The sequence below is a fragment of the Candidatus Rickettsiella viridis genome (assembly GCF_003966755.1).
Taxonomy (GTDB): Bacteria; Pseudomonadota; Gammaproteobacteria; order Diplorickettsiales; family Diplorickettsiaceae; genus Rickettsiella_B; species Rickettsiella_B viridis.
Genome location: NZ_AP018005.1, coordinates 1,389,026 through 1,408,813, shown reverse-complemented (window position 1 = coordinate 1,408,813; position 19,788 = coordinate 1,389,026). Strand labels below are relative to the sequence as shown.

Genomic DNA, 19,788 nt, shown 5'->3' with positions numbered 1-19,788 from the left:
GGCAGGATCCGTCAGCCCTGTACTAGGGCGTGTCGTCATTACAGGGAAAATAATCGTATGATAAAAAATAAACTATTTTCTGCTAAATTTTTCAGTGTATCCGTTCCAACAGAAGACATTAAGCAAAGAAATACGGAATTTAATCAGTTAATTTGTACAAAATTATATGCTTATCCAGAAGGAAAATTGCCTGCCTATTATTTAGGGAAAAATAAAAACTATGAATTAAATTATTTTTTGCAAACAGAACAATTTACCATTTTAAAAGAAGAACTAACAAAAACAATACAAATTATTATTGATTGGATAAAAGAAAATCAAATAGAAGTTTCATCCAGTTTTTCAGATGGAGAACCGAATATAACAGCGGAGGATAGCCTAAAGATTTTTTGTAGTCGTTTAACAAGTGATTTTTATTCCGATAGAAGAACTGTTTTATATGCAGATGGAAAAAAAGCTATAGAAATCATTGCGTTAAGTGTAATAGATGAGACTATTTCTTTAGAGCAACGAAAAAAAATTATACTAAATTTATTAGAAGATGATGCTTTGTTGCAGTGTGCAGACGGTTGTTATACACGTTTATTAGCAGCGGTTGATCAGTTTGAAACATTTCGCCAACAGAAAAATTTTCCTAACAAATGGCTACGTACTTATGTGACAGAAGTAGCGCATGAGGTAGCCGCTACATCACTTCCCGAAATACGCTTATCCTATCAGGCGCTGGTGTGTAAATTAAGTGGCTATGCATTAGAAGAGGCAGAGATTCATGCGAATCGTTATTTGTTAAATTTGGCTGAACAATATGATTATCCGATCAATATTCCTACTGATGGTAATGTCGTTATTTTTAATAGAATTTTACGCAACAACGCAGAGAAATTGCGAAAAGTTTTGTGCTGAGTTTAGCCAGAGAAGTAACGCCGTATGGGGTAATACGTTATTTTAGTGAGAAGATTTATCATGATTTATTATTGAATCAACAAAGCGATGCGAGCTTTGTTGATCAGACTACGAAAGCGATGGCTATGCTTGATCAGATTGGATTAGATAAACATTTTAAATTGGAGGAAATATTTTCGCCGGAAGATGGTCAATTGAAAGCTCAAGAAAATTTAATGCTTACTTTGTCTGAACGTTTTATTGAAAAGGATTGGTTTGAATTGCCAATGATTGGCGATAAAAAACAAATCGGGATAAATTTTAGAATTTATCCGCGTGAAATTCGTTTAAGTTGGATCAGTTTAGAAGGAGAACGTAAGCGTTTAATTTACTTTATTCAAACAGAAGAAACACCCTTTCAGCGCTTAAAGCCTGTTTTAAGCAACTATTTTCATACTTATTATCTCGATAATTTTATTTATTCCTTAGTCGATTTTCATCACTTATTAATTAGCGTGCCCGCGTCAGAAAGACAGCAACTATGGCGTTGGGTAAGCCCTATGCATATCACGAATTTCGTTGCTAAATTAAAATCGCCAACATTTTTTTTACTTATTTTTAACGAATTTAATGAAAATGAAAAAAAATTTTTTATAGACCTTTGTGGTTATGAGCAAATTCGTCTACTTATACAGCGTAGCTTATATTCAACGCACAGCCTATTTGATTTTCTAAGCAGCGCACCGAGATTTTCAACTCATTTTTTACCGTATTTAGATCAAAAAAAATTTTTAGATAGAAGTCAATTATTAATACAAAGCTTGCTCCAATCTGGCTTTAAAACTTTTAATAGTCTTACATTTTATCAGCTATTTCCTATCCTTTATTTACAAAACATTGATTTTTCCTATGCCAATTTACGCTATACAAGCTTTTTAGCCAGCATACGTTACTGTAAATTTGACCATGCAGATTTAACTGACGTGTCGTTTTCATCGCCAATGGATCATATCTCATTTCGCTATGTCGATTTACGCCGGGTACGTTTTGAACCGCGTGGAGTATTACTCGCAGTGGATTTTTTTCAGGCACGTTTCTCCACTCAGTCTTTTATTACATTGAAAAAATATAACAGGAGTTTTTTAGGTGCTGATTTGCGTGAAGTCGATTTTAGATTAGCGTTAAGATCGATTGACCATCCCTATCAATTTGATTTTTCGCAAGCTAATTTAATGGGGGTTGATTTACGTTGGATTAATTTATCCGGCGTAAATTTTGCCAAGGCTAATTTAGAAGGGGCAGACTTGACGTATGCCATTTTAGATGGTGCAGATTTATCTGGAGCAAATTTGCGTAAAGCTAACTTATTGGGTGCGAGTTTAGACAAGATCAAGATAGATTCCTTTACCAAAGTACAAGGTGCGATTTTAGATTGGAACATTTTTTTAAAATTTGAGCAAGCAGGTATTAAAGATTTTAGTGAAGCAGAGTTGAGTTTAATCAACAAAAATCAGCTTGTGCGCTTAAAAAATCTTAATTTTGAATTAGCTAAATTTAATGCGATCCATAATATTATCTTTGAGGATTGCAGCTTTAAACATTGTTTATTTGGTAAGTATTTAACGTCGGTGAGTGTAGAAGAGTGGGGGCTTTTAAGTCAAACGGATTTTGAACGCTGCGATCTGAGCGAATCCACTTTTCATCATGTAAAAATGCTACAGTTTAACTTTGCAAGCTCGTTGACAGAAGGATGGTATTTTGGCCCTATTAAATTGAATGAGGCTGCTTGTGCAGAATTTCAGCGTATAGGCTATGCCGATAAAATTAAAGGGTATGAGCTTATTACTTCAGAAAAAAATTTATATTCGGCCAAAGAACAACAAATACAAGCGACTAAAAAGCGTCAGTCGAATTATATAAAATTATTAAAAATGAAAAATGTTTATATTCCTGGCGCAAAATTAGTCTCTATTGAGCCAAATTGGTATTTACTTGCTTATCAGCAGGCAAACTTCCAGGTAGCTGGGCGTTGCGTTGCTATTACCCGTGCTTTATCACAAGCCATTGCTTTAAATACCGCAGATATTTTTTTAAAGAATTTACAGGTAGCAGGTAATTTCTATTTGCGAGGCCAACAGGATTTAAGTCACCAAGAATTAGAAGATGTCCTTAATTTTAATTATTTTATGGATAGCTTAGATAAACAGGTGATGCCTGGACATAGCTTACCTGCGGACCTCATCGAGATGTCTTGGCGAAAAAGTTTAAATGAATTACCGCTACTGATTTTAAATTTACCAAACGATTTCTTTTTACATTTAGTTGATGAAACGCACGTTTTTGGATTTTATTCGTTTGCAGGAAAATATGGATTTTTTGATGTGAATCAAATTTGGATTCAAGACGTCAGTAATTTAGCTGATTTGTTTATCTATGTGCAGGATTATTATTTTAAAAATAAAGAAGGTGATATAAAATTTTTAGTCGAAAAATTCTCGGTTAATAACGCAAATTTAGCTAGCCCACTATTTTTAACTCAGGAAATAGAAAGCGAAAGACATCGTCTGGAACGACAAGATAGTGAACAGGGAAGTTTGCATTTACAAGGCAAATCATTAACCCGTCTCGAGCTGTATGATGCCGGATTGTATTTTTATCCGGAAGGTTTGCGCGGTGCAAGTCAGCGTTTGCATGCTAAGCTGTCCTTAAGCAGTGAAGCTTTGCAAAGTTATCTTGCGAGTGGGCAACTTGCCTTACATGCAGACGTTTTTTTTACACGCTTACATAATTATTTTTTACTTAACGATCAAAAACGTCTCCAGGCAGCTGCCCATCTACTTCGGACTATCCCTACGGAGGGTAGTCAGCGTGATCAAACGAAGATGAGGATATTAAAATTTTGGTTTAATCAAGCAGACGATCTTAGCCATTTAAAACGCCAACAAGCTTTAGATGATTTATTGCCTGCTAGCGAAACAGAGTTTATCAATTTTTTATCTAAAGAACAGGCTCGCTTAACTGAGCCTAATCCAGACAGTCGATTTTCACGCTGGCTTAATACCTTCCAAATCACACGCAGTAGTTATCAACTCATTAATAGTTTGTATCAGCAAGATGTCAGCGGATTTTTGTTGGGTGGATCGGAGCTTGGGTTTTCTTTGTTTATTTCTCCTTTGCTTGAAAAAAAATGATTCAATCATTTTCTCCGAAACAGGCGCGTTATTTACCAGGACGTGTATTACAAAGCAGCGTGCTAGTTATTCCTAGCAGTATTTTTGATATTCTTTCGCTTGCTTTAAGCGCCACGGCATTAACGCAAGCAGAGATAAACGATAAAACTTGGCGTGATAGTTTTGCTTCGCTTGTTTTATCTAGCAGCTCGATCAGCGTTTCCTCGGTATTAACCGTACGCTCTCTAAGTCCAATGCTCACACAAGTGGCGCGTACTTCTTTAAGAGTCACAGGAGGAGTAACAGCCGTTGTTTTTATTTTCGCTGAATTATCGTATGCTGGTGCGAGTTTATTAATAGAATACCAAAATTATCCCTTAAGTTTGGAACAAAAATTTCGTGTGTTTTGGCATGGGGTCGCTTCGCAAGCGGCGCCTGCGGATGTTGAAGTGATTAAAACTAAAAAAGATTTTCTTAATCGTTTAGCAGACTATAGCTGGAATAATCTACAACGTCATAGCCAAAATACTATTGCTTATATTACGGGCCTGGGAAAAATCGAAATCATTAGAAAATCAATTGTGCCCACTCAAACCCGTAGAGTTTATGCTTATTTTCCGGTCTGGGCGGCCTATTTTGTGCAGCCTACCAATCCAGAAATTGAAGAGCCACGGCTGATGCCGGACCAGGCCTATATTGATTTACGTTATTATACAGCGAATCATTTAGAAAAAATATTACCAGACGTGCCCAGTTCGTTCACGCGCCATGTTTGTTTGCCTACCTGTGATGAAGCGCGTCTTCATTGTCAGGAGCAACCCATAATTCGCCAGGGTTTTACATGCTATAACGGTTTAGGGCTTACTGATGAGCGGCGCTTAGCATGGTTTTATAATACGTCTTTTCCCTGGTATCAGGCACAAAATATCAGTCTTGAGCAACAAGATGAAAATTTTCCTTCTCTGGTCTGTGAAGATTATCCGCGTGTTTATATCGATTTAGATCTGATAACAGGGGGCGTTATTTATGGGACTTCGGCCTGGGAAAATGTTTTTTTTATTAATCAAACCGGAACAACCAAGTTATACGGCGGTAACTTTACCAATAATTTTTTTCTTTTATATGATAAAACCTTTTATGGCTCCATATATGGTGGTCTTTCGGCTAAAAATATGTTGGATTTATCGGGATTGCTAACGGAACTTACGGTTTTTATTGGAAAAAAACTTATTCTTTTTTCGACGATGACAGATGCATTTTATGCAACCCTATATCAAAAATTTATTAACACAGATTTCTTTTTTACCCAAGATACACCGACTGCGATTACAACGGACGCAATTAACTATTATCGTGGGATGATAAAAAATACCGATTGGATTGATTGTCGTCAGCAGCCTCAGTTACGCATACTGGATACACAAGGCGGGCAATCGGCACATCGTCCGGATATACTGGTGGCTTGTCAGCGCGCTGTTGTATCCGGTCATGTAGATATCCGCGGCAATCTCAGTGAAGCCGCTTATTATCATGTGGATACACGTTTACCAGGCTATGCACGTTTCTATATCGGTGCCCCGCGTATTTTTTTAATATTTGAACACAGCGCACTCTTAATGGAGACTGACTCTATTCACTATCAAATAGATAATAATCAATTAATTTGGGTTGTACAGTCGCAAGCGGATAAAAATAATACCGCTCCTTTTACCGTAGAGCTACAGCATTATTTAACGGCTTTGTTATCTTGGATAAATTTCACAGTGAAATTCAAGCAAGAATTATTTTACCCACAACACCCGAAACAAATCTGACGGTGTCGTTGTTCTGTTTGCAAAATACGACACCTTTGCAAACCCCATTAGAAATAACACAATGGTATGCAAGCATTGCGGTGGTAAATGCTAATTTTAGAGTCTATGGATTAATTCAGGCTAGCCATGTAGGAACAGAAAAAAAATTTATATGTTTGGTAGTCAAGAAGACGATGTGATAATGTTAAATCCTGATACCTACTATGCCAGTGCAGGAGAAGGTCAGGATGTTTATTCCTTAGATATTAATGAATTTACTCAACGAAACAACCTGACGATAATAATTAATAATTACGCAATAGATGACCTTATGGATATTTTTGAGGTTAATTTAGACTATAATGCTATTACGTTAGCTAAGAATATAGACAATTTACGCATAAACTTATCCATAGTAACATCACAAATCGCTAATAGCTTAACGGTGCAGGTAGAAGATTTTTTTAAGCATGGACAATACCAACATTTTTCCTTAAAAACAAAGCATACAGAGGATTATTTATGGCTTCCTTTATATCGAGCAGAGACGGAAACACTGCAATTTTATCCTTATTATTTTTCAACAGAAAAACAATCATTTTTTAATATAGTAGCCGAGAGTTTAGTTAATAATGCGCTTATTGTTTTAGCAGCCCATTCAGAACGCATCTTTTTTTACCGTCAGCAGCAGGATCTCCTACTGATCGAGTCAGTGGCTGAAAATCAGCTAGAATTTTCAATCAAATTTAAAGATTATTTTTCTGAAAAAATTACTTGGCCATCCTTTACTATTTATTTCCGAAAAGATGACGTTTATCTAGTTTATAACGATATATTGGCATTGGCTGAGCTAAGTCTTGACTATCAAGATGAAATCAGCGTGTTTCAGGAAAATGAAATTAAATTTTATTTAATTACATTAAATTTTCAAGAAAAAAAATTGATTTATCATAATCAAAAATTCTTAGGCCCTCAGCATCAAAATGATAGTGTTACTTTAGATCCGGATGAAAGACAAACTGCCGTCCTTGAGCTTGATTTTTTTCCGGAACAAATCAAGCTCAGTGTGGACAATAATGATTTGATGCTATTTTTTCGCCAAAAAGAAGCATTATTAACTATTAAAAATTGGCATAATCCTATTCACCGCATAGCGCGTATACATTTTTTGCATGAATTTCCGGTTACGCTATTTGGAATAGAGCATTTTCAGTTGACAGAGTATAAAAAACTTGAACAACGACTTAATCAAGGAATTTTATCATCTAAATTAGATGGTTATTTAGCGCAGCAGGATAGTCAATTAGTTAACGCACTCATTTTACTGCTTGCTTCGGCAGGATTGGCGAAGAAACAGAATTTACTGAGTGAATGCTTAGGATTCACTTCCAATACGAAACTTTCGCAATTTGTGACGGTATCAATTGCTTCAATGACAGGCGAGGATTTGCTCCAATATTTCATTGAAGAAAACTATTCAGCGTTAATTCGTATAAGCGTTTTACTCATCGCTCGTGCGATAAGCAATGAAATAGTTTTAAGCGTTCTCAGCAATTGTTTTTATTTATTTCCGCAAGCAAGCATTCAAGCGATTAGAAATTTAGTAAATAACCACTTAGATTTAGGCGCAGATCAAACTTGTATAGCGATAGTAGAATGGACAGAAAATGAAATGGATAATTTGACTGCTAAATTTTGTCAACAACTTAATTTACCGACTCCTATCCAAGAAACACAATTTAACAGTACACGCCATTTTAAACGATCCATAAAGAACAGGGATTTTTTTCGTGAAATAAAGTTTCCGCCAGTTGCTTCGCAAGCGAATCGAATGCGAAACCCATCCTCTTGGTTTTTAGAACAAGGACACTCTTTTTATTTATGGTTAAGACATGGTTTTTTTTCGAATAGTCAAGCAAACGAGAAAATTCCGAAAAAAATTGCGCCTGTTTATTTTAATGCGGCACATGGTGTAAGCCTATTTCAAGACGTGCTGCAGTTATTCACACTGACTTTATTTCGTTATAAAGGATTTCGTTACTATAGAGAAATGGCTAGCCCGCCTGATGAAAACGAAGCATTACAAAGTGCTTTAGTGATTGTAGACCGTTTCCGTAGCTATTTAGCTGAAATTATACATGATTCTGCTTTACTCAGGTTTATTTTAGATCAGGACGAATTTTTTCTCTGTATGCAGCGCGATATGAGCAAACTAATGGCACAGGTAGATGAAATAAACCCGCGGGTTTTGTTTAATGATTTTTTAGAACAGCTTATTCCCTTAATTTCAAATGAGACACATTATTTTCGGTCTTTTCAACTGTAAATTTAAGCCTTTCGTGAGGGGTGGCAACTGGGTACTTAGTCGACCCTGAAAAATGATAAAGCGCTATAAAAGAAGTAACAAAGTTGATTTTATGGGATAAGCTTTTGCAAGCTTTGAAACGAGATAGGGAGAAAGCTTGCAAAACGAATCCAAAAACCAAAGTTCGAGTTAACCGAAAAACGAATGCGTCCGCCCGTCATTTATATATTGAAGTTGCCAGTAAAGAGGCGCCTTATTAAACTTGCTCGGTTTACTAAGGCGGATGGAGGAACCGTTTGTCATTGCGAGTCCCGCACCTATCTTCACAGAAAGTATGACAGTTGTATGAGTTACTTCTGTTATTGAACATGCTTAAGATAGGTGCGGGACGCGGCAATCCAGTGAAAAGACTAGTTTTTTCCTGGATTGCTACGGTCGAAACAAAGTTCCAGCCTCGCCATGACGGCTAAAGGAGTTTTTCAGGGACGACTACTTACTTTTTTGACCGTCATCGTGCATTTGAAGACACATTCTAAGGACTATTATGCCGCTAAACCCCTTGTTAGGTAAAAAAATTTTATCTGTTGCCAGCGACAGTACGCTGCAAAAAACACAAATATTATTGCAATTATCAATACAATCCAATCTCTATCATTATTCCAAAAATAAACTTCCTGTTTATTATCTGGGTAAAAAAAACCAACAAGAATTCGAAGTATTTTTAACCTCACCTGAATTTGAGCAGTTTAAACAAGAGTTAGAAACAACGCTGGCAGCAATGATTACCTGGGTGGAGAAAGAAAATATACTGTTACCGGATAATGTCGATGGTTTTTCAGCCAAGGAAAGTCTTTCTATTTTTTTAGATCGACTTAAAAGTGATTTTTATTCGAATAGAAGAATCATTTTATATAGCGATGGTAAAAAAAATCTCGAGATTATTGCAGTGCTGATTCAGAATACAGATATTGATCCCGAGCTACGTCGATTAATGATGATTAATCTTTTATCTGACGAAGGCTTATTGCATTGTGCCGATGGCTGTTTTACCCGAATTCAAATGACGGCCTTGTAACTGCAAGAGCATTTAAGTACAGCCAATCAGCCTAAACAGTGGTTACGTTTATACATAACGGGTCTGGCGCAGGAAGTGGCTGCTAATTCTCCGTTGGGTATTTGGCCAAGTTATCAAGTATTACTCTGTCAATTGATTGAATATAGTCCAGTGGAAATTGAAATTCATGCAAATCGCTATTTATTAACGCAAGCAAGATTAGAAGGTCTTCCTATTGATGTCATATCGGATCCAGGTATAAGACTGTTTAAAACAATGGATTTATATAAAAAAACACTGATTGTGAATGATTATATGCATGCCTTATATGAAAAACTGACTCCATTTGAATTGACCTATTTTTTTTCAACTCAATTTCATCAGACATTTCTAAATATTATAGAAACCAGTTCTAGTTTTATTCAGCAAAAAGAGCGTATTCTGAATCAACTCAATTTGTTGGGTAGTGATAAAGGCTTTCAGTTAGAAGAAATTTTTTCTTTTAATGATGGAACCCTACGCAGTGCGGAGGCTTTATTGATTACGGTCAGCGAACGTTTATTACAGCGCTCCTGGTTAGTGGTGGAAGCGAGCCGAAAAATAAAGAATGATGGAAATGAATATCGTATGTTTTCAGGCTGCATACTGCTAAGTTGGATAAGCATCGAACAGCAACGTATTAGACTGGTTAGTTTTTTAGGACAAAAAAATGCATTACTCGCGTTAGAGATTTTTTTAAAGAATAATTTTGCTAAGCCAAAATTAGATTATTTTATTAGTTACTTAACGGATTTAAATCAATTGCTTGCGGTGATGCATCCGACGAATAAGCAAGTTATTTGGCAATGGGTGGATCAAACACGTATTATTGATTTTGTCAAAAAATTAAAGGACGCTCGCCCTTTAGTGAGTTTGCTCGGCCATTTACCCGAGGCGATGCAGCTTGATTTTATTAAAGCAGTGGGCGATAAAACGATTCGCAGTTTAGTGCAAGAAAGCTTAATGACTGCTTTTAAAAGCGTAGAAAAATATACACTGATTGCAAAAGATTTAACGAGTTTAACCGGATTAGTAAATATACATGAAATAAGCGGCATGACCAGCGATTTTTTTAGGACCTTATTGGCAAAGCAGTTTTATTTTTTTAAAAAAATAGAATTTCCTAAAATTTATCCCGTTATCTATCTCCATCATTTGGATTTTTCAGGTGCTGATTTACGCGAAGCAACGTTTTCTGCCAGTATTTTAGACTGTCAGTTTGACGAAGCGCGACTAGATAATGTTGCTTTTTTTAATAAGTTAGAAAAAGTTTCTTTTCTGCATACAGATTTAAGAAAAGTTTTATTTTATAGCCCTAGTTTTTCAGAGGTTGATGTGAGAGGGGCTGTTTTTTCTAGCAGTTCTTTTCAAGCTGTCAAGGAAAAAAACTGGATAAAATTTTTTCGCATTGTGACTTAAGAGAAGTTAATTTTCAACGTCTTGCTTTGGTAAATGGCGTTTCATTTATCAACTGTGATTTTTCTCAAGCTAATTTCGAGCGGGTTAATTTGCAAAATTTAAATTTTTTCGGTGCTTCGTTTAAAGAAGCACGTTTGGTCCATGCCGATTTACGTGCGACTAATCTAGCGGGCGCTTCCTTACAGAGCGCTGATTTGAGTTATGCACGATTAACAACGAGTCTTTTATCCAATTCACTTATCAATGCTGAAACTAAAATACGAGGGGCACAGCTTAACTTAGAGAATTTTATGGTGTTTGTTAATGCCGGTGTACATGATTTTAGTCATTGCATATTAGATTTACGTTATACCAATCCATTTTCTCCAATGCAGCTGACGGGACTAGATTTTTCCGAGGCTAACTTTGTTTCTGTCATCAATATTGAATTTAAAGCGTGTGATTTTTCTAATGCTTTTTTTGGTAATGGGATACGACGTTTGTCGCATGACCAGTGGGAAAGATTATCACGCCTTAAGTTTGATACTTGCAATTTAAATTACGCGACTTTTAAGCAAATTAAATTATCCATTGTTAACTTTAAAGCTTGCCAAATGCAAAATATTAATTTCGCAGCGGTAGAATTGACAGAAATAGATTTTAAGCAGCTTAGCTTGTTAGGTTATAAACAGCAATTACGTCATGCACCGCTAAGCACTTCATTGTCAGGTGAGCAAATACACTCCGAAGCACGAAACATCCAGTCTTTGCAATCTAAACAAGACATTTTTATTAAATTACTTAAACTGACTCAAGCAAAGGATTCAAGCATAAAGCTACAAACAGTACAACAAGGGTGGTATTTGCCGGCTTATGGACAAGCACACGTTGCCGTGGATGGTCGCTGCGTCGCGATTACCTACGCATTTTCAATCGCGTATCAGCAAAATTTTCATGAAATTTTTCTAAAGAATTTACAAATTAGCAGCGAGCTTTATCAACGCTACCTTAATTTAGGTGAACTCAGCCGCCGAGAGGTCGCTGATTTACATGCCTTCGATCGTGCCTTAGTGAGTTTAGAGCAAGGTGTAAACTTGAATGAACGTAGTTTGCCGGACGAGGTCAGTGAGGTAGTGGGCAGGAGAAACTTTCATACATTTACGCAGCTTATGCAAGAAACATTAGGAGATTTTTTTTATCATTTGGTTTTAAAAAATCACGTGATTGCGGTGTATAGAAAAGATACTTATTACAGTGTTTTTGACACGAATTCGGTATGGGCTAGGCAGCTGACTTCGCTTTCTGAATTATCAATTTTTTTTAAAAAAATTATTTCTAGTTATGCGCTGGTTAATCATTCATTTTTAGTAGAAAAAATCAATTTTAAACAACACATTGCCTCGCTTCCGCTATTTTTTACCCAAGCGCTAGAGTCTGAACGCACGCGTTTAGCAAGGCAGGACAAATCCATGGGACCACTGATGTTGGAGGGGGAAAGTTATACACGCGTTCAACTCTATGATCTAGGTGCGCAGTTTTATCCACAAACGATACAAGGTCCAGGCTATTTAATTGATGCGGAATTAAAAATAAGCTCGGAAATGCTAAGCGATTTAATCAAAAATAATCGTCTTAGTTTAAGAGCAAAGCGTTGTTTAAGTGTGTTTAGGCGTGATTATACCAGGCAAGCGCTATTTATTAGCCTGCTTAAGCTGAGTAAAAAAATTTTATTAGTTGGCAGTCAACCGCTTAGAAATAAAATTTATCAGTTACAAGCTAAGCTTTCGAGTTCCGGTGGCTATTTTGCTCATAATGATATTGATTCGCAGAATGGGCCTTTAGCGCTACTAAACCAAGAGCGTGATGAAATATTATCACTACTGGGTGAAAAGGGAATAATAAAAAGCAAGCCGCTTATTAAAAATTTAATACGTGCCAGTGTATCTTTTCAATGGCTTAGCAGTGTTTATTTTCTCGGTAATGCGGCTTGGCAGCGAGATACGGTGGGAGTGCTGTTAAATACCGGTGAAATTACTTTGTCGTTTTTTTCCCCGCTATTAGAGGCTAAATTACTCAAATTAGCACCGGATAAACTCAAACAGTTACGTTTTGGTAAACCGATGTTACGCACCTTTGCTGTATTGCCGGGGAGCTTTTTTGATGTGTTGGGTATGGTATTAGGCTCCATTGAATTAAGCCAAGCTGAGTATGGCAGTAAAGCATGGCGCGATAGCATTGCTTCGATTGCTATTTCAGGTGGATCCTTAATAATGACCGGCAGTTTAGCGGCTACTTCAGCTTCTACCGGTGTGGGTGTTGCTGCTGCTGTACTGATTATTATCGTCAGTGTTACGTATAGTGGTAGCAGTGCTGTGATAGAATATAAAGCCTACCCATTAAGCGCGGATCAAAAATTTCGTTTATTTTGGCATGGTGCTGTCGCACAGCCAGTGCCTCAGGATGTCTCTTTAGTTCGTACTCAATTTGATAAATACAAGGCGATGGCTAAACAGGCCTGGGATTATCTACAAATGCGTTATTTGCAGGATGGTATGAGTAACGCGTGTGCGTTTGGTTTAGAAAACGATGAAAAGACGGTTATCGATTTGCGTCACAAGCAATGGCAGTATCCTGATAATGTTGTACCGGATATCACTGAGCTGGATGGAGAAATCATTTGTCAGCCTGCTTATCAAGGCATTCCTGAACAGCGTTATCATAATGAGAAACAGTATGGATTTTATTGCGAAAATGCAGCTGTTTTGACCCTGGCTGAAAGCAGGGTTATTAAAAACAATACCAAGCCTTGCATGCATATTATGTTAAATAACATAAAAACTGGAGTTATTCATGCAAGCTCTTTTTGGGAAAATATTTTTCTAGTGAATCACCTCGGTAATACGACTTTATTTGCCGCCGATGATACAAGCAATTTATTTTTTTTATTGGATATGCGTTTTAATGGTGAAATTCGTTCTGGAAGAAATGCACTCAATATCTTGGATAGTCGCCAACTTGTAGGTAGTTTATTTTTTTATATTAAACCCTATTTTCTAGCGTTTGGGCTCATGGAAGAAGCGGCAAATCAATTTGTGATTCAACAGTTTCAGCAATCGCCGACTCGTTTTATGTTGGAATATCGTGAAAATACCGTATTTGTAGAGGAACTTAATTATTTTATTGGCCGTACGGGCAGAACCGATTATATCAGTTGCCAATCGACGGAAACTAATTTACAGGTGGAAAGTGGTGGAGGTACAGCGATTTATCCGGATCGGATCGAAGCTTGCACTCGCGTTGTGCTTAGTGGATATATGCAGGTGGAGGGGCAATTTTCTCAAGAAATTATTTATTACGTTAAACCGAGTTTAGGTACGACTTCTTTATTTATCAGTGCGCCACAAGTTTACTTGATTTTTAGCGATAGCGCTATTTTGCAAGAGCTTTCTCAGTTACGGTATTATCCTCGAGAAAATAAATTGATTTTTGAGGTTTCTATTGCATCAGAGTCGCATATTGAACCCAGTAAACAACAGTCATTTCATTTAGAGATAAATAATTATTTATTAGAAAACCAAACGTCTATTTTTAATTTTGTCGATAAATATAAAAATATCATTCAGGTTGAATTATTGGAACAATTAGAAGGTTTTTTCAAGGAAAAGGAAGCGACCGAGAAAGAAGCGTTTATTGAGATCGCTCATTTTAGTCTACACGCTGAAACGACCTTGCAAGATAGACAGGCCATCCTTAATCAATCTCAATTGATATTGAAAAGTAAGCCTCAATATAGAGTCTATAATATTCTTAAAGTGAAAAATAGTATAACTTTGGCTGTAGAGTCTGTCTATATTTTTGCAACACAGCAAGCCGATATTATTCCTCTAAATAAAAAGATTAGTTTTGCTCAAGGAAAAGCCGGCGCCGATATTTATAGTATGGATATCGAATCGTTACAACACAATGGTTCATATTTTATTGACAACAATGCGATAGATAATAATCTAGATATTATTACATTACCTATTGCTATAGAAACTATTCAAGTAGAAAGAAGACAAGATGATTTGCTACTTATTCCCGATCGGGAAATGAGTTCATGCAAAATTCATGTGCTAGATTATTTTAAAGCACCTTGTTATCAGCACTTCGCTATCCTGGATAGTCAGAAAAATTTATGGTATCCGGAAGTGAATAGGCTCTATTCACGTTTAATCCCTTACTATCATTCGGTCTATAGTCAAATGCCTGTCATAATAGATAAAGCGCAAATGGTTAAGCATGCACATGTCGTTATAGAAGCTCCATTAAATAGTACGAGTTTTTATAGGGAAAAGTTTGATCTTGTCTTAGCGTATGAAAAATTTATCATTTTTTTTAGTGATTTCTTTCTTTTCGATAAAAGCTGGAAGGATTTACAGATTTATTTTTCTGATGCAAGCTATTTGGACTATTTGAATTTAAATGAGTTGTCAAAATGGAGTATTGACTATCAGCAGTTCCTACAAAATACGTATACGCAGTTAATTAAATCTTATTGGCTTGATTTTTCTGAGGATAAATTAGTTGAGATATACCATAATCAACGCTGGTTAGATTCCACGCATGAAACGAGTCATTCTATTAACGAAAAAAAGTATCAGTTAGGTGTTGTGCAACTAAATTTGGTATCAAGCTATGTCGAAGTAAAATCTGTTGAAAATGACTTATATTTTTATTTTAACTCAGCGAATGCTGTGCTGATTATCAAGAACTGGCAAGAACCTTCGCATCGAATTTCACGGATAAAATTTAGACAAGCTAATCAGCTTGTATTTGATAATTTAGATAAATATTCCTTTTCGGATATTCAAGCGTTGCAAATTTATATCAATGAAAAAATATTGGCTTATTACCTAAGGCAAATACTCGATCACTATGATAAAAATTTAGTCACTGAGTTTACGGTGCTTGTTGCAAGCCAAGGTTTGTTGAGTCAGGTTGACGCCATATCGGATTGTTTGCTATTTAAAAATCAATTTGATTTAAAAGAATTTGTGCAAAATTATGTGAAATTTCATGCTAGCGAGCCGTTGCAAAGCTTACGTTTGCCTAAAAATAGTTATTTATTACTGGATATTTTATTTTTACGCTTTCAGCTGGGATACTTAAACACAAACTCTTTTGAAAAAGTTTCCGCTTGTTTTCCATTTTTGCCTAAAGAAAGAATTACATTTTTTTTAAAAAAAATGCATGCTAGTAGAACGAATAGACCTGAAAGAACAATACAAATTTTAGCGTCTTTTTTTACTGGACAGCGACCTGAATTACTTAATTCACTACTTTCTTATTTAGATATCGTTTTAGTGGATAAACAACAGATTCTCACTAATACTAATTCTAGCAGTCCAGTAGGGTTAAACACAACAAGTAGAGAAAAACGTAGTCTACGTGCGACTGCCGAATGGGATTTTTTAGGGGGATTACAATTAGTTAGTACTTTATTTTTTAGACAGACCGGCAGAAAATTTTACGTTGCCCGTGAACAAACCGGCTTAAGTTATTTTGAATCAACGGTTAAAGCACTCATGATAGTAGAAAAAATAAAAGTCAGTCTACCTAATTTTTATTTAAATAAAATAGAGGAAGAAGAACATTTATTTATCCAGTTGCAAGCGGATCTAAGCAAAAAGATTTTTCAACAGGCCTCTTTACAAAGTATAAATAAGCTTATTAATAACTTTATTAAAGATTTGTCGAATTCTATTGAATCGTTAAAAAGAAAACTATTCATTTTAAAGCTAAAAGAAAGTTTTTTATTTGAAGCTGAAGAAACCAGCTATATAAAAAAAGAAAAAAAACTTAAACAAAATAAAGGTTTAAGTCCGTTTACTTGTGTTGCCGTATCCTTCAAAAGTTTATTTTTTTCTAACCCGGTTTGTTTGGAGACAGCGATGGAAAAAACACTCAGCAACGGCATTATCAAAGCAACAGCCCAGGGCCACCTCATATAAAAAGTTAAAAGAGTAAGGGGTATAGAGAGGTTATAAAAAAGTAGTAAGCTATCATGGCCGAGAAAGAGAAGAGGCTTGAGATGCAAAATAAGCTAGAAGGATTCATTGATTTTTTCAAAGAGATTCCGGACCACCGAATAGCAAGAAACAAACGTTATTGTGTAGAAGAGCTGCTTTTAATAGCTTTTTGTGGAATGGTCGCGGGTTATTTGGAATGATTTAGAACTATTTGGTAAAACAAAACTGTCTTATTTCAGGAAATATTTTCCGTATAAGCAGTGAGCTTCTATCGATGATACCTTGAGGAGATTTTTTAGGGCTCTGGACCCTGAAATTTTTGAAAAGTGCTTTGTTGATTGGGTTCGTTATGGATCAAAAGACCTCATTGCTAAGAATGCCTAACAATAGGATAGAAAATCAAGGTCGCGCAAGGGATTTCTTAGATTGGTTCGAAAATAGTGTAAGTGCTTGATTTTACTGGTGCGCTCGGAGGGACTCGAACCCCCGACACCCAGGTTCGAAGCCTGGTACTCTATCCAGCTGAGCTACGAGCGCATGATCCCGAAAGGCTCCGCATTCTAACAGTTTGCTATTCATCCAGCTAGGCCCTCTGCACCGTAATTTGATATCCATACCGAGAATCTAAAATTGGGCTTTGGTGTCCAAGCAAAATGCAGCAAGTAACCCACACGAGCTCCAAACATTAAGGCTGTAATTTTATTACAATAACATGGCGTTTTTCATTGAGTCCGTGGATCTGAATGGGGTTCACGGACATAACAGAAAACGTAGCATCTAATTGATTGATTTCTTCAGTGGGGTATTGGCCTTTCATAGATAAAAAAATCCCTTTTTGACAGGCTAGATGTTGGGTTTTTTTTAAAAAATCAGTTAAAGAGGTAAAGGCGCGGGTAATGATGGAATCAAAACAAATGTTTGTCTGAAATTGTTCCACACGCGTTTGTATAATATCGATATTAGAAATCGCTAATTTTTGTATCACATGGGTAATAAATCGGGTTTTTTTCCCATTACTATCCAATAATGTGAAATGACAGTTGGGATGTGTTAATGCTAAGGGAATGCCTGGTAAACCCGCGCCTGTTCCAACATCCAGCACACGAGTCCCTTGTAAGTAAGGGCTAATGGAAAGACTATCTAATATGTGTTTTGGAATCATTAGGTTAGGGTCGCGTATGCTGGTCAAGTTATAAACTTGCCCCCATTTCTCAAGTAACAATAGGTAATCCGTCAGTTTAGCAACGACAGGCTCGCTGAATGTCAGATGGTTTTGTGTTAATTGCTTTTGCAAATTGGTGTGTAATTGAGCAGCATTCATCATATAAGCAGCGATTCTAATCCGTAAATTAATTTTTTTAAAGCCATGACTTTTTTACAGGCTAGTAATACACCTGGCATAAAGGCTTCTCGATCAATCGTTTCATGCGCAATAACCAGATTGCCCCCCAGATGACCAAATATAACTTCTTGTTTTGCTAAAAAACCTGGAAGTCGTAATGAATGGATAGGGATTTTATCTTTGCACGCGCCCCGCGCACCAGCTAATGTTTCATGTATTTTTTTAGGCTGTGGATTTGTTTTTCTTGCGCCAGCGATCATTTCAGCTGTTTTTATGGCCGTACCGGAAGGTGCATCGAGTTTTTTTTCATGATGGGTTTCGATAATTTCAACCTCTGAAAAATACTGCGCGGCCTGTTCAGCAAATCGCATCATTAATAGTGCTGAAATACAGAAATTAGGTGCAATAATGCCCCCTAACTGTTTTTTAGTGCATATTTCTTGTAGTTCTTTAATTTGATCCGGAAGAAGTCCGCTGGTGCCAATAACAGGATGAGCCCCTTGCTCAATAATTGTTTTTGAATTTTCAAATACGACGGAGGCATTGGTGAAGTCAACAACAACATCGGCGCGATTGGTATGAATAGCTTGTTTGAGATCATCCGTGCTATCTGTTTCGCCTGCCAATTCAAATGTACTATCTTGGCGAATAGCCATGACAGCGGTTTTTCCCATACGCCCTGAGGCGCCATTAACAAGCACGTGAATGGACACACCAAGTTCTCCTTAAGTTAATTTATATTTTTCGCACTAGAATTTTCGGCGGCGTTCCCGCTCAACTCGCAATCCTCATGTATGATGAATACACTGCGGCCGCTCATTATCACGGCGCCTTGCCGAAAATCCCATTGCTGTGAGTATATAAGGGTCTATTGTTGCAGCGATAAGGAGTGACTATACTCTATTTTATGAAATTATCTAGCAAAGCCAATCTCTATTTAGTCTTAGCAACCCTGATGTGGGGTGTTACTTTCCCCGTGACTCGAAATGCATTAACAGAGGTCGATCCCTTTGTATTCGTTAGCTTACGCTTTGTGATAGCTACCTTAATTTTATTGCCGATGGCTTATAACTTATTTTATAAAACGACAAAGCCTGTACTTTTAGGTAGTCTTATTATTGGCATGCTTAATGCGGCGGCTTACCTTTGCCAGACGATTGGTTTAGAAACCGTTAATTCAGCACGCGCTGCTTTTATTACCGGTGCGAGTGTTATTTTGGTGCCTTTTTTAGCGCCATTGTTTGGATTAAATAAACCCACTGGTTTAGATAGGGTGTGCGCATTAATAGGTTTTTTAGGCCTGTATGTCTTAACTGGCATGAGCCATTTTCATTTAAGTAACGGTGATCTATGGGTTTTTGCAGGTGCCTTGAGTTTTTCTTTACAAATTACTTATCTACAGCGATTGACCCAAACAACAGAGCATTATAAGTTGTTAGCGTTTTACCAACTTTTTTTCACAATACCTTTTGTGGCTTTATTAGCCGAAGGGCATAATTTTTCTTTTGCTTTTCAACCTAAAGCCTTAATTGGGATTTTATTTTGCGCTATTTTTGCAACCAGCCTTGCTTATTATCTACAAAATAAATATCAGAAGTTTAGCAGTGCCCCAAAAGCGGCATTGATATTTGCTTTAGAGCCTGTATTTGCAAGTATATTTGGATTTTTGATTAATCGTGAATTGCTTTCTAAGACAACGATTTATGGGGGAATGCTGCTTTTATTTAGTTTAGTGTTACCCAGTTTAGTTAGTTTAATACGCGAATCAAATGTACCTATAAAATGAGCAGTGAA

12 protein-coding genes and 1 tRNA gene are annotated in these 19,788 nt (G+C 36.5%); 10 read left to right on the top strand and 3 right to left on the bottom strand.

Annotated features, from left to right (window positions below; all coding sequences use genetic code 11):
- Positions 1–57: 57 nt before the first annotated feature.
- The 9 genes from DMP02_RS06365 to DMP02_RS07555 all read left to right on the top strand — a co-directional run bounded on the left by DMP02_RS06365 (position 58) and on the right by DMP02_RS07555 (position 16,852).
- Entirely contained in the window at positions 58–903 is an 846-nt protein-coding gene (locus tag DMP02_RS06365; protein WP_126323305.1) for a hypothetical protein, read from the top strand.
- On the top strand, positions 897–4,073 hold the full coding sequence (locus DMP02_RS06360) for a pentapeptide repeat-containing protein (protein ID WP_126323304.1): 3,177 nt from the start codon (positions 897–899) through the stop codon (positions 4,071–4,073). The genes DMP02_RS06365 and DMP02_RS06360 overlap by 7 nt, the downstream gene beginning before the upstream one ends.
- Positions 4,070–5,866 (top strand): hypothetical protein, encoded by a 1,797-nt coding sequence (locus DMP02_RS06355; protein WP_126323303.1) that lies wholly within the window; start codon positions 4,070–4,072, stop codon positions 5,864–5,866. The genes DMP02_RS06360 and DMP02_RS06355 overlap by 4 nt, the downstream gene beginning before the upstream one ends.
- Before the next feature lie 2 nt (positions 5,867–5,868).
- Positions 5,869–6,045 (top strand): hypothetical protein, encoded by a 177-nt coding sequence (locus DMP02_RS06350; protein WP_172594001.1) that lies wholly within the window; start codon positions 5,869–5,871, stop codon positions 6,043–6,045.
- The gene (locus DMP02_RS06345) at positions 6,018–8,171 is read left to right on the top strand and encodes a hypothetical protein (protein WP_172594000.1); all 2,154 of its coding nucleotides are present in this window, start codon (positions 6,018–6,020) and stop codon (positions 8,169–8,171) included. Before DMP02_RS06350 ends, DMP02_RS06345 begins: the two co-directional genes overlap by 28 nt.
- Before the next feature lie 523 nt (positions 8,172–8,694).
- On the top strand, positions 8,695–9,225 hold the full coding sequence (locus tag DMP02_RS06340) for a hypothetical protein (protein WP_126323300.1): 531 nt from the start codon (positions 8,695–8,697) through the stop codon (positions 9,223–9,225).
- A gap of 75 nt (positions 9,226–9,300) precedes the next feature.
- Positions 9,301–10,662 carry a pentapeptide repeat-containing protein gene (locus tag DMP02_RS06335; protein WP_126323299.1) on the top strand — a complete coding sequence of 454 codons (1,362 nt, stop codon included), beginning with the start codon at positions 9,301–9,303 and terminating at the stop codon, positions 10,660–10,662.
- 26 nt (positions 10,663–10,688) lie between these two features.
- Positions 10,689–16,634 carry a pentapeptide repeat-containing protein gene (locus DMP02_RS06330; RefSeq protein WP_172593999.1) on the top strand — a complete coding sequence of 1,982 codons (5,946 nt, stop codon included), beginning with the start codon at positions 10,689–10,691 and terminating at the stop codon, positions 16,632–16,634.
- A gap of 53 nt (positions 16,635–16,687) precedes the next feature.
- The gene (locus DMP02_RS07555) at positions 16,688–16,852 is read left to right on the top strand and encodes a transposase family protein (RefSeq protein ID WP_126323297.1); all 165 of its coding nucleotides are present in this window, start codon (positions 16,688–16,690) and stop codon (positions 16,850–16,852) included.
- 260 nt (positions 16,853–17,112) lie between these two features.
- Here the strand turns inward: DMP02_RS07555 and DMP02_RS06320 are convergent.
- The 3 genes from DMP02_RS06320 to dapB form a co-directional block, all read right to left on the bottom strand.
- Positions 17,113–17,189 (bottom strand) — tRNA-Arg (locus DMP02_RS06320).
- Between the two features lie 148 nt (positions 17,190–17,337).
- Positions 17,338–17,976, bottom strand: coding sequence for a 16S rRNA (guanine(527)-N(7))-methyltransferase RsmG (gene rsmG, locus DMP02_RS06315; RefSeq protein WP_126323296.1), 639 nt, complete (start codon positions 17,974–17,976; stop codon positions 17,338–17,340).
- The gene (dapB, locus tag DMP02_RS06310) at positions 17,973–18,707 is read right to left on the bottom strand and encodes a 4-hydroxy-tetrahydrodipicolinate reductase (protein WP_126323295.1); all 735 of its coding nucleotides are present in this window, start codon (positions 18,705–18,707) and stop codon (positions 17,973–17,975) included. The genes rsmG and dapB overlap by 4 nt, the downstream gene beginning before the upstream one ends.
- Positions 18,708–18,901: 194 nt before the next feature.
- On the opposite strand from dapB, the gene DMP02_RS06305 reads away from it, so the two are divergent.
- Positions 18,902–19,780 carry a DMT family transporter gene (locus DMP02_RS06305; protein WP_145985133.1) on the top strand — a complete coding sequence of 293 codons (879 nt, stop codon included), beginning with the start codon at positions 18,902–18,904 and terminating at the stop codon, positions 19,778–19,780.
- Positions 19,781–19,788 lie beyond the last annotated feature (8 nt).

What these genes read in the sequence shown, in the direction of transcription:
- DMP02_RS06365 (WP_126323305.1), top strand. Translation starts at nt 58, where the DNA reads ATGATAAAAAATAAACTATTTTCTGCTAAATTTTTCAGTGTATCCGTT.
- DMP02_RS06355 (WP_126323303.1), top strand. Translation starts at nt 4,070, where the DNA reads ATGATTCAATCATTTTCTCCGAAACAGGCGCGTTATTTACCAGGACGT.
- DMP02_RS06345 (WP_172594000.1), top strand. Translation starts at nt 6,018, where the DNA reads ATGTTTGGTAGTCAAGAAGACGATGTGATAATGTTAAATCCTGATACC.
- DMP02_RS06340 (WP_126323300.1), top strand. Translation starts at nt 8,695, where the DNA reads ATGCCGCTAAACCCCTTGTTAGGTAAAAAAATTTTATCTGTTGCCAGC.
- DMP02_RS07555 (WP_126323297.1), top strand. Translation starts at nt 16,688, where the DNA reads ATGGCCGAGAAAGAGAAGAGGCTTGAGATGCAAAATAAGCTAGAAGGA.
- rsmG (WP_126323296.1), bottom strand. Translation starts at nt 17,976, where the DNA reads ATGATGAATGCTGCTCAATTACACACCAATTTGCAAAAGCAATTAACA.
- DMP02_RS06305 (WP_145985133.1), top strand. Translation starts at nt 18,902, where the DNA reads ATGAAATTATCTAGCAAAGCCAATCTCTATTTAGTCTTAGCAACCCTG.